This is a genomic window from Chromobacterium sp. CCUG 30098 (assembly GCF_059916605.1).
On sequence record NZ_JAUCGS010000003.1, the window covers coordinates 179,617 to 190,932 of the forward strand.

The following is an 11,316-nucleotide window of genomic DNA, read 5'->3' on the forward strand; positions in this document are numbered from 1 at the left end:
TTCGCGTTTGCGGGCGACAGGGTTTTTCGGTGTTGAAAGCGTATCGCTGTAATGCGCTTGCTACAAAAAAGTTTTGAAGCGATGAGAATGGGCGGTGAATGGACAATATTATTGTCTAGATTTTATTTTCATAAATGAAAGTAAAATGTCACTAATTATTCATTCTCTCGCTGCGACAGGTTTAACTGTTTGGGAGACTTGAAATGACCGTTGGCAATGAACTGGAACTGGACGCGCTGGTGGCGCGGGTGAAAAAGGCGCAGGCCGCGTTTGCCGGCTTCAGCCAGGAGCAGGTGGACCACATCTTCCGCTCCGCGGCGCTGGCCGCCGCGGACGCGCGGATACCGTTGGCCAAGATGGCGGTGGCGGAAACCGGCATGGGCGTGCTGGAGGACAAGGTGATCAAAAACCACTTCGCCTCCGAATACATCTACAACAAGTACAAGGACGATAAAACCTGCGGCGTGCTGGCCGAGGACGACACCTTCGGCACCATCACCATCGCCGAGCCCATCGGTCTGATCTGCGGCATCGTGCCCACCACCAATCCCACCTCCACCGCCATCTTCAAGGCGCTGATCTCTTTGAAAACGCGCAACGGCATCATTTTCTCGCCGCATCCGCGCGCCAAGCGTTCCACTTGCGAGGCGGCGCGGCTGGTGTTGCAGGCGGCGGTGGCGGCCGGCGCGCCGCCGGACATCATAGGCTGGATAGACGAGCCCTCGGTGGCGTTGTCCAATCAGCTGATGCACCACCCTGACCTCAATCTGATCCTGGCCACCGGCGGGCCGGGCATGGTGCGCGCCGCCTATTCTTCCGGCAAGCCCGCCATCGGCGTGGGCGCCGGCAACACCCCGGCGGTGATAGACGAGACCGCCGACATCAAGCGCGCCGTCGCCTCCATCCTGATGTCCAAGACCTTCGACAACGGCGTGGTCTGCGCGTCCGAGCAGTCCGTCATCATCGTCGATGAAATCTACGAGGCGGTGCGCGAGCGCTTCGCCAAGCACGGCGGCTACATCCTGTCCAAGCGCGAAGCGGAGGCGGTGCGCAAGGTGATTCTGCAGGACGGCAGCCTCAACGCCGCCATCGTCGGCCAGAGCGCGGCCAAGATCGCCGCGATGGCCGGCATCGAAGCGCCGCCGGCCACCAAGGTGCTGATCGGCGAAGTCAGCGATGTGTCCGCCGCCGAGGCCTTTGCGCATGAAAAGCTGTCGCCGACGCTGGCGATGTACCGCGCCGGCGATTTCATCGACGCCTGCGACAAGGCCGCGGCGCTGGTGGCGATGGGCGGCATCGGCCACACCTCGGCGCTGTACACCGACCAGGATCTGCAAGGCGAGCGCATCCGCTACTTCGGCGACAAGATGAAGACCGCGCGCATCCTGATCAACACGCCGTCGTCCCAAGGCGGCATCGGCGACCTCTACAACTTCAGCCTGGCGCCGTCGTTGACGCTGGGCTGCGGCTCCTGGGGCGGCAACTCGATCTCGGAGAACGTCGGGCCCAAACACCTGATCAACAAGAAAACCGTGGCCAAGAGGGCGGAGAACATGTTGTGGCATAAGCTGCCCAAGTCGATTTACTTCCGCCGCGGCTGCCTGCCGGTGGCCTTGGAGGATCTGTCCGGCAAACGCCGCTGTCTGATCGTCACCGGCCAGTATCTGTTCGACAACGGCTTCGTCGACGAGCCCATCCGCCTGCTGAAGAAAATGGGTCTGGAGGTGGAAGTGTTCTTCGAGGTGCCGGCCGATCCCACGCTGGCGGTGGTGCGCAAGGGCGCGGACCTGGCCCACGCCTTCAAGCCGGACGTGATCATGGCCTTGGGCGGCGGTTCGCCCATGGACGCGGCTAAGATCATCTGGGTGATGTACGAACACCCGGAAGTGCATTTCGAAGACCTCGCGCTGCGTTTCATGGACATCCGCAAACGGATTTACCAGTTCCCCAAACTGGGACGCAAGGCGGAGTTGGTGGCCGTGCCCACCACCTCCGGCACCGGTTCGGAAGTGACGCCGTTCGCCGTGGTCACCGACGAGAACACCGGGGTCAAATACCCGATCGCCGACTACGAGCTGACGCCGAACATGGCGATTGTCGACGCCAATCTGGTGATGAATATGCCCAAGTCGCTGACCGCCTTCGGCGGCATCGACGCGGTGACCCACGCGCTGGAGGCCTACGCCTCGGTGATGGCCAACGAGTATTCCGACCCTCAGGCCTTGCAGGCCTTGAAGATGCTCAAGGACTATCTGCCGTCCGCCTACCGCAACGGCGCCGGAGACCCCAAGGCGCGCGAGCAGGTGCACAATGCCGCCACCATCGCCGGCATCGCCTTCGCCAACGCCTTCCTCGGCGTCTGCCACTCGATGGCGCACAAGATAGGCGCCGAGTTCGGCCTGGCCCACGGTCTGGCCAACGCGCTCTTGATCAGCAATGTGATCCGCTACAACGCGGCCGACGTGCCGACCAAGCAGACCGCCTTCAGCCAGTACGACCGGCCCAAGAGCGTGGCGCGCTACGCTGAAATCGCCCGCCATCTGGGCCTGGAAGCCAGCCGCGACCACGAGCGGGTGGAGAAGTTGATCGACTGGGTGGACGAGCTCAAGCGCACGCTGGACATTCCGGCGTCCATCCAGGCCGCCGGCGTGGCCGAGGCGGATTTCCTGGCCAAGGTGGACTTGCTGGCGGAAGCCGCTTTCGATGACCAGTGCACCGGCGCCAACCCGCGTTATCCGCTGATCAGCGAACTGAAGCAGCTGCTGTTGGACAGCTATTACGGCCGCGCCTACAAGGAAAGCTGGGAGCGCGAAGCCGGCGCGGAGGCCAAGCCGGACGCGCGCCCGGCCAAGGGCAAGCTCAAGGCGGTGTGAGTCCCGCCGCCGTCCGCCAAGCCGCCGCGCCTCAGCCCGGCGGCTTTTTCACGGCGCGGCTCAGTATTTGAAATAACCTATGGTCTGCGCCAGCTCCACCGCCTGCTCGCTCATGCCGCGCGCGGTGGCGGTCAGCTGTTCCGACGCCGCGGCGTTGGCCTGCATGGAACGGCTGATTTCGCTGACGCCCTGATTGATCTGCTCCACCCGCTGCGCCTGCTGGTTGGAGGACTGATTGATTTCCTGCACGAAGCTGGCGGTGCTCTGTATCGTCGGCAACATCTGATTGAACAGTTCGCCCGCGTGTTCGGCGCGGCGCACGCTGCTTTGCGTCAGCTGGCTGATTTCCTTGGCCGCCTGCTGGCTGCGCGCCGCCAGCTTGCGCACTTCGCCGGCCACCACTGCGAAGCCGCGGCCGTGTTCGCCGGCGCGCGCCGCCTCGATCGCCGCGTTCAGCGCCAGCAGATTGGTCTGGTAGGCGATGTCGTCGATGATCAGCACCTTGTTGGCGATGTCCCACATCGCGGCGATGGTCTCGTCCACCGCCTGGCCGCCGGCCGCCGCGTGCCTGCTGCTGTCGCTGGCCATCTGATCCGTGGTGCGGGCGTCGTCCCGGTTCTTCCACACGAAGGCGGAAATCTGTTCCAGGCTGGCGCTGTTCTTGTCGATGTTGTTGGCCTGCTCCGACGCTTGCTGGCTCAGGGTGTCCACCGCCTGGCTGATCTGGCGCGCGGCGTTGGCCAGGTCCGAGGAAAAAGCGTCGATATGCGCCAGAATGCCGGCCAGCTTGGCGACCAGCCGGCGAGTGGATTCGGCCAGATCGCCCAGTTCGTCCTGGCTGGCGTAGCGCGGCGGCGCGGTCAGATCGCCGTCGGCGATGGCGTGCAGCGCCTGGCTCACCTCGCGGATGGGCCTGTGCAGCAGGCGGCGCACCAGCAGGGACAGCACCAGGACGGTGACCAGGTCCAGCAGCAGGATTTCCGCCGTCACCCGCCACAGCACCGCGCGCAGTTTCTCGCGGATTTCTTCCGTGGACACTTGCAGGCTCAGCTTGCCGACGACGCGCGCGGTCGCGCCGTCGTGAAAGACCACGGCGCGTTCGCGCGTCAGGTCCGCGTCCGGCGCCGGCGCGGCGCCGCGCAGCAGCGAGCCGTCGGCCTCGCGGCGGTAGCCGGCGAAGGGAACGCCGTTGGCGTCGCGGACGAATACGCCGCGGAGCGCGCGTTTGCCCATCTCCGCCTCCAGCACCCGCAAGCCTTGGGCGCTGTCGAAATTCCACATGGGTCCGGCCAGATTCGCCGCCAGCCGCGCGCTGATCGCGGCGATTTCTCCGTCCAGTTCCTGACGCAGTTCCTGTTGGGTGCGCCAATAGTCCAGCGCGCCGAAGGCCGCCAGCAGGGCGGACATGATGAGCATGAAGGCCAGGTTGAGCTTCAGGCTGATGCTGTGGTGCCGCATGGGTGCATGCTCCCGGCTCGATAAACCGATTCAACGCTTTATTGATAGCACCTGTCGGCTTGGGCCGGGCCGCCGGATGCCGGCGGCGGAAACGGCGGCGGGGCTTGCGTTAAATCCTTATGGCATTAAGCGGGGACGCTTGATCACAAAGCGTCGCGTTTATGCCTTTTGCGCGCATGTATATTCTGAAACATGACATGACAAGGGTCTTGAGGTAATCTCGACCCCCATGTGTTATGGGCCATAACGACAATCCAAAGCCATAGCACCGGCGGCGGCGCTGCCGTTTACCTGTTCAAAGTTTGCTGCGCTTCGTGAAAGCCGGCGCGGCGAGTACCGCTGCGAAACGCCGATGTGCCTTGTGCGCCGTCCGCTTTCTCAGCCGTTTTCGCCTTGTCTCGCTCTTGCACGCGACGCTTTGAACAGGCCTTAAGCGCCAAGGCCACAACCCTTACGCAATACAAAGACAGTTAAAGGAGCAACTATGCAACCTGCTCAAGACACCCTGCACCGGGGTTTGGAAGAGCGGCATATCAACCTCATGGCCTTGGGCGCCACCATCGGCGTCGGCCTGTTTCTGGGATCGGCCACCGCCATCAAGATGGCCGGCCCCGCCATCATGCTGGCTTACGCCCTGGGCGGTTTCGCCATCTTCCTCATCATGCGCGCGCTGGGCGAAATGGCCATCCACAATCCGGTGGCCGGCTCATTCAGCCGCTACGCGCTGGATTACCTCGGCCCCTTGGCCGGCTACCTGACCGGCTGGAATTACTGGTTTCTGTGGCTGGTGACCTGCATGGCGGAAATCACCGCAGTCGGCGTCTATATGGGCATCTGGTTCCCGGACATTCCGGCCTGGTACTGGGCGCTGGCCGCGCTGGTGGCCATGGGCGGCGTCAACTTCATCGCGGTCAAGGCCTATGGCGAATTCGAGTTCTGGTTCGCGCTGATCAAGATCGTCACCATCGTGCTGATGATCATCGGCGGCCTGGGCATGATCGTGTTCGGCCTGGGACACGGCGGCGTGGCCACCGGCATCTCCAATCTGTGGAGCCACGGCGGCTTCATGCCCAACGGCTTTGGCGGCGTGCTGATGTCGCTGCAAATGGTGATGTTCGCCTACCTGGGCGTGGAAATGCTGGGCCTGACCGCCGGCGAAGCCAAGAACCCGAAGAAAGCGCTGGCCCGCGCCGTGGATTCGGTGTTCTGGCGCATTCTGATTTTCTACATCGGCGCGCTGTTCGTCATCCTGGCGATTTATCCGTGGAACGAGCTGGGCACCCGCGGCAGCCCCTTCGTGCTCACCTTCGAGCAGCTGGGCATCCCCGCCGCCGCCGGCATCATCAACTTCGTGGTGCTCACCGCCGCGCTGTCCTCGTGCAATAGCGGCATCTTCAGCACCGGCCGCATGTTATACAACCTGGCCCAGCAACAGCAGGCGCTGCCCATCTTCGCCAAAGTGTCGCGTCAGGGCGTGCCGGTGTTCGCCTTGCTGATGTCGGTGTTCGCGCTGTTGGTGGGCGTGCTGCTCAACTATCTGGCGCCCAAGGAAGTGTTCACCTGGCTGACCGCGATCTCCACCTTCGGCGCGATCTGGACCTGGGTGATCATCCTGCTGGCCCAGCTGCGCTTCCGCCGCACCTTGAGCCGCGAGCAGCTGGCGGCGCTGGCCTACAAGATGCCGTTATGGCCGTATGGCTCCTACATCGCCATGGGCTTCCTGATCCTGGTGGTGGGCTTGATGGCCTATTTCCCGGATACCCGCATCGCCTTGATCATCGGCCCGGGTTGGCTGGCCTTCCTGGTGGTGGCCTATTATCTGTTGGGCTACAACAAGCGCAGCGCCGAGGAAGTGGCGCGGCTGGCGCAGAACGCTCGCTGAGCGCGCGCCGCCGTCTTGTCAGCCCGCTCTTTTGTAGCGGGCTTTTTTGCGTCTTAACGCGGCAGCCAGCTGCCGCTCAGCGAGTAATCGCCGGCTTGCTGCCGCGTGGGGCCGCTGAGCGGATGGGCCGGCGGCGGCGCGTGCTGCCCGCAGTCGCTCTGGCCGAAGCAGCGCGGCAGCGGGTTGAAGCCGGGGCAGCCCGGCGGCGGGTTGACGCCGACGCAATGCTGCATTTGCTCTCTTTGCCGCCGCTCCAGCAGGCTGGGGCTGCGTATTTCGGCCTTGACCGAGAAATCCGGACCGGCGTCCAGGTTCTTCAATTGCACCGCGCCCTTGTACTTGAGCGCTTTATCGGTTTTGTCCTTCGCCTTCATCGACGGCTTGGCGCGCGTCTCCCAAGGGTCTTTGACGGCGAAGTCGTAAGAAGGCAGAGGCGCCGCCGCCAGGCTCGCGCTCAAGGCGGCCAGCGACAGCGATAGGGCGTGTCTACACTGCATGATGGATCTTTGTCCTGCGGTGGCAATGCCGCTGGCGCCCGGCTGCTGCCAGGCAGGGAGGGGCGCGCGGAATGCTCTTGTTGGGGGAATTGGCTGGCGCGGCCGTGGCCGCGGTGGCTGAACGCCGCTCCTGTATATTTCAATGGGAGCGGGCGGATGCTTTTTATAGCATTAAAGTTTTTCAGCTGGCAATAAGATGCAATGACAGGCGAAGCGGCGCGCGGCTTAATCAGCAGGCTGCGGCTTAGAACCTGTTTACGATCTCGCGAGCTAAGGCGAGGCAAGGCGAAAACGGCTGAGAAAGCGGAATGTACACGTGGTACATGAGCATTTCGAAGGCGTGCTCACCGTGTAAGGCTCCACGACGCGCAGCAGATCGTAAACCGGTTCTTAGGCCGTTCACACTCACGGAGATTTTCTATGGCGCATTATCTGGTGGAATTGTACAGCCCGAAGCCGGCTTGGCTGGCCTTGAGTTTTTTGCACCGCACCGACTTCCTGGATCAGGTCAAAAGCAATATCGAGGCGCTGCCCGGCCTGGGCATTCAACTGCTGACCTTGAGCCAGATCGCGGCCGACGCCGATCAGGCGGCGCCCTATCGCTTCCTGGGCGTTTGGAGCCTGCCCGACCAAGAGGCCTGTGAGGGGATGCTGGCCGGCATCCGCGCCAGCGGCTGGTACGATTATTTCGATCACGTCAACGCGGTGGGCGCGGCCGGCGGCGTGGACGTGCATCTGGCGGATCTGCTGCAAGTCAAGTAAGCGCTTTGGAAACCGTTGCGGACGGCAGCTTGGGCTGTCGTCCGCAAAGAGACGTCAAGGGCGGCCGGCGGACAGCCGGCCGTTCCGCTTACCGTTCCCGCCGCACGCGCCACCCCACGAACTCGGCGGGATCGCCGGTTTCCTTGGTCTCGAAGATCGCCGGAATGTGGAAGGGCTTGCCGGTGGCGACATTGGTGCCGGCGATGGTGACGGTCATGCCTTCTTGCAGCGGTTTAGGCCGCTCGCCGCCAGCTACGGCCACCGACCATGTCCCGCCGGGCAGCAGGCCGGCGAAGGTGGCGATGCCCTTGCCGTTTTCAATCAGCGGAATAGACCGTGGTTCATTGGGCGGGATGTCAGCGCTGACCGACACGTCGTTCAGGTGGATCTGGTAAGCGATCTCCTCAGGGAGATCGGCGTCGTCGCGCAGCTGCGGCCGCGGGCGGCGGGCATGACGCGCGGCTTGCGCGGCTCAGGGATATTTGGCGGCGATATAGCCGCGGCAGAAGCGGGCGGTCATGCCCGCGATCAGCGCGCTGGCGTCGTCGATATCGGTGAGCGCGCGCTTGGGCGGCGGGTTTTCCGACGCGCCGTGGCGGGCGTAGATGCCCAGGATGCTGGTGTTGTTGCAGGCGGCGGTGAACAGGCTGAGCTGTTCCGGATCCGCGAAGGCGTCGATGCCGGCGTCGATCTCCTTGGCGTAGTGTTTGACGCTGTCCAGTATCTTGTACAGCGTGCTCCAGGCCAGCACTTTTTCCAGCGTGGTGTTGGTGGAAATCAGGCCCAGCAGGAAGAGCAGATCGCGCAGACAGGGGTCGCGCTTGGCCAGGTAGAGCAGGTAGGACGGGTAGCGCTGGCGCGGATCTTCGTAACGGGTGTGGATCTGGTCGATCCTGGGGGTGCGGCTGAACGGGTCTTCTTCGATCCGGTGCGCGCTGACGGGATAGCTGCAGCCGTTCTCATAAGCGCTGAAGCCCAGAAACTGGATGGGCATGCTGCTCACGCAGCCGGCGGCGGCGCGCAAGGCGCCGTTGAGCAGCAGTTGCAGGCTGTAGAGGCGTTCGGATACGTGATCGGGGTCGTCCAGTTCGTCGATGTGGCGCGAATAGGCGTAGAACTGCATGCCGATGTGGTCGTTCTCGTAGCCCAGATCGATGTCGTTGCCGAAGAAATGATGAGCGAGATCGGGATAGTAGCCGCCGGCGGCGACGGTGATTTCCCATTTGTGTACTGGCGACATGGGGCTTCCCTGGCGGTGGCTGGAGGGGGGATGGTTGCGGGCGCGGGCCGCGCTAGGGGCCGGATGCTAGCATAGCTTGAGTCCAAGCGCATAAATTGCTTGGGCCTGCGAGACTTTGGTCATGTCCGGCGCAGCATTGATTGGGGGAGAGGATGGCGCTTGAAGCTTTAAGCCCGGCGCCGGCGTTGCCGGCCCGGCATGGCAATGGTCTGCTCTTGCGGGCGGCGGTTGCGGAGGAGATGGAGGCGGTTTATCTGATGGGCCGGGATGTTTGGGGCGAGGGCTGCTCCGAGGCCGAGTATTTGCGAATCTGCCGGGATTCGCATAAGTATCGACGCGGCAGCTGGCATGTGTTGGCGGATATGGATGGAAGCTTGCTGTGTTCGGCGATTGCCTATCGCTTGCCGTCGCTGGCGGAACGGGAGGCAGTTGGCATCGGTTCGATCGCCACGGCGCCCGCCAGGCGTGGTCAGGGCTTTGCCAGCCTATTTTTGAAGGAAGTGTTGAGCGCCTACCGAGAACAAAGTTTGGCGGAGGTGTTTTTGCTGTACGCCGATATCCACTGCGAGTTTTATCGACGCTTTGGCTTCCGAGTCTTGCCTGAGGCTTCGCAAGCGCGCGGCGATGCGCTGGGGATGATGCTATGCGCGCCGGAGCTGTGGGAGGACGCCATGCTGGCGCTGGCTGAGCGTCCTCTTGGATATTTCTGATCGGAAGTGGCAATGGGGGCGTGCGGTTTTCCGCCGGCGCCGGCCTGCGCGGGCGCCGGCGGCGTCAGAACAAGCTGGGCTGCGCGCCTTGCGGATGGTCGATCACGGCCTCGGTGCTGCCTTCGGCCAGGCGTAGGCTGACGCGTTCGCGGTCGCGCAGTTCCGCCGGGGATTTGACCGCGGTGCCGTCCTGTTTTTGCACGATGGCGTAGCCGCGGGCCAGCACCGCTTCCGGATTGAGCGCCAGCAGGGTGGCGGCCAGGGTGTCCAGTTTCTGGGCCTGCCGGTTGAGCAGATCCCGACGCGCGCGCTGCAGCCGGGTTTGCAGCCGGTCCAGCGTTTGCGCGGTTTGGGCCAGGTCCGGCCGACGGCGCTGCAGCTTGCTGTCCGCCAGTTGCAGCGCCCAACGCCGTTGTTCGAACAGGCTGCCCAGCCGGCGTTGCAGCCGCTCTTGCTGGCGCTGCAGCGCTTCGCGCTGGCGTTGCAGCTTTTCGCCGGGGTGGGCCAGCCGGCGCGCCAGATAGTCCAGCTGCTGGGATTTGTCGGTCAGCAGGCGGCCGAGCGCGCGCTCCAGGCCGCGCTTGGCGGTTTCGAGCTGAGCGTTCAGGTGCTCGCGGCTGGGGGACACCAGTTCCGCGGCGGCGGTGGGCGTGGGTGCGCGTTTGTCGGCGACGAAGTCGCAGATGGTGAAGTCGGTTTCGTGGCCGACGCCGCTGACGGTGGGAATGGGGCTGGCGGCCACCGCGCGGGCGACGATTTCCTCGTTGAACGACCACAAGTCCTCGATGCTGCCGCCGCCGCGGCAGACGATGAGCACGTCCACCTCGCGCCGTTCGCCGGCGCGGCGGATGGCGTCGGCCACCTGCTGGGCCGAGCCTTCGCCCTGCACCTGGGCCGGGTAGAGAATCAGCGGGATGGAGGGCATGCGCCGGCGCAGCGTGCTGACCACGTCGCGCAGCGCGGCGGCGGCGGGCGAGGTGACGATGCCGATGGCGGCGGGGTGGACCGGCAGCGGACGTTTGCCCGCCGGGTTGAACAAGCCTTCCGCCTGCAGCTTGGCCTTGAGTTTTTCAAAGGCCTCGTACAAACGGCCCAGGCCGGCGGAGCGCATCTGGTCGACGTTGATCTGGAAGTCGCCGCGGGCCTCGTACAGGGTGACGGTGCCCTTGAGTTCCACCTGCATGCCTTCCGCCGGGCGGAAGGGCAGTTGCGACACTTTGCCGCGGAACATCACGCAGCGCACTTGGGCGCCGCCGTCTTTCAGGGAGAAATAGGCGTGCCCGGACGCGGCCAGGGTGAGGTTGGAAATTTCGCCGCCTATCCACATCGGCGGCAGTCCGCTTTCCAGCAGATCGCGCGCCATGCGGTTGAGGGAGGAGACGCTGATGACGTCGTTCTGGGGTGCGGTAAAAAACATGATTGTCAAGTGATCCACAGCGGTGGGTGGAAAATATTTTCAGCTAAAGCGAGTTGCAACTTGGCTTGCGTAGCGTTTGATATCTCTAAAAAAATCAATAAAATCAATAACTTGATTGTTTTCTTATCCAGGACGGCTTTCAGCTCAAAACGGCTTGGCGCTTGGCTTGAGAGCATATTTGCACAGTTTTATCAACAAAGTTATCCACAGGGTTTTCGGTTTCAATCCTGTGACGCTATTTTTTCCTGTAAAAACAAGGGGCAAGGCTTTTTGTCTCAGAGTCGCTGTCCTCGTTTATCTTGATGTTGCTCAAGTAAGCGCTTTCTTCTTTCGTCCGCAGGCCATGCCGAAGGCTTGGCATTATCGCTTCATTATGCCTTTGGATTGGCTTGCCGGCCGCCTGGCTGAGCCGGGCGTTTGCCATCCCAAAGCGGGTGTCGCCTCTTGCGAGCCTGAGCGATAAAGGCGCCGGGACCG

10 protein-coding genes are annotated in these 11,316 nt (G+C 63.4%); 5 read left to right on the forward strand and 5 right to left on the reverse strand.

What is annotated here, in order from left to right:
• Window positions 1-203: 203 nt before the first annotated feature.
• Window positions 204-2,873: a bifunctional acetaldehyde-CoA/alcohol dehydrogenase gene (gene adhE / locus QUG03_RS09000; RefSeq protein WP_500819866.1), complete on the forward strand. Its 2,670-nt coding sequence runs from the start codon at window positions 204-206 to the stop codon at window positions 2,871-2,873.
• 60 nt (window positions 2,874-2,933) lie between these two features.
• Here the strand turns inward: adhE and QUG03_RS09005 are convergent, their stop codons facing one another.
• A complete protein-coding gene (locus QUG03_RS09005) occupies window positions 2,934-4,331 on the reverse strand; it encodes a methyl-accepting chemotaxis protein (protein WP_227107014.1) in 1,398 nt (465 codons plus the stop codon).
• A 484-nt stretch (window positions 4,332-4,815) separates the two neighbouring features.
• Between QUG03_RS09005 and QUG03_RS09010 the strand changes: the two genes are divergently transcribed.
• Window positions 4,816-6,213, forward strand: coding sequence for an amino acid permease (locus QUG03_RS09010; RefSeq protein WP_227107016.1), 1,398 nt, complete (start codon window positions 4,816-4,818; stop codon window positions 6,211-6,213).
• A 53-nt stretch (window positions 6,214-6,266) separates the two neighbouring features.
• Here the strand turns inward: QUG03_RS09010 and QUG03_RS09015 are convergent, their stop codons facing one another.
• Window positions 6,267-6,710 (reverse strand): hypothetical protein, encoded by a 444-nt coding sequence (locus tag QUG03_RS09015; RefSeq protein ID WP_107798206.1) that lies wholly within the window; start codon window positions 6,708-6,710, stop codon window positions 6,267-6,269.
• A gap of 420 nt (window positions 6,711-7,130) precedes the next feature.
• Between QUG03_RS09015 and QUG03_RS09020 the strand changes: the two genes are divergently transcribed.
• Complete coding sequence (locus tag QUG03_RS09020) at window positions 7,131-7,472, forward strand: DUF6616 family protein (RefSeq protein WP_227107020.1); 342 nt, start codon at window positions 7,131-7,133, stop codon at window positions 7,470-7,472.
• An 88-nt stretch (window positions 7,473-7,560) separates the two neighbouring features.
• Here QUG03_RS09020 and QUG03_RS09025 read toward each other — a convergent pair whose 3' ends face one another.
• Together QUG03_RS09025 and QUG03_RS09030 are read right to left on the reverse strand one after the other, a co-directional pair.
• Entirely contained in the window at window positions 7,561-7,845 is a 285-nt protein-coding gene (locus QUG03_RS09025; RefSeq protein ID WP_500819867.1) for a hypothetical protein, read from the reverse strand.
• Window positions 7,846-7,944: 99 nt separating this feature from the next.
• Window positions 7,945-8,712 carry a hypothetical protein gene (locus QUG03_RS09030; RefSeq protein WP_500819868.1) on the reverse strand — a complete coding sequence of 256 codons (768 nt, stop codon included), beginning with the start codon at window positions 8,710-8,712 and terminating at the stop codon, window positions 7,945-7,947.
• A 152-nt stretch (window positions 8,713-8,864) separates the two neighbouring features.
• Between QUG03_RS09030 and QUG03_RS09035 the strand changes: the two genes are divergently transcribed.
• Window positions 8,865-9,422, forward strand: a complete 558-nt coding sequence (locus QUG03_RS09035; protein ID WP_500819869.1) for a GNAT family N-acetyltransferase — start codon at window positions 8,865-8,867, stop codon at window positions 9,420-9,422.
• Window positions 9,423-9,486: 64 nt separating this feature from the next.
• On the opposite strand, the gene xseA is transcribed toward QUG03_RS09035, so the two are convergent.
• A complete protein-coding gene (xseA, locus tag QUG03_RS09040) occupies window positions 9,487-10,839 on the reverse strand; it encodes an exodeoxyribonuclease VII large subunit (protein ID WP_107798211.1) in 1,353 nt (450 codons plus the stop codon).
• A 178-nt stretch (window positions 10,840-11,017) separates the two neighbouring features.
• On the opposite strand from xseA, the gene QUG03_RS09045 reads away from it, so the two are divergent.
• Window positions 11,018-11,302, forward strand: a complete 285-nt coding sequence (locus QUG03_RS09045) for a hypothetical protein (protein ID WP_500819870.1) — start codon at window positions 11,018-11,020, stop codon at window positions 11,300-11,302.
• Window positions 11,303-11,316: the final 14 nt, after the last annotated feature.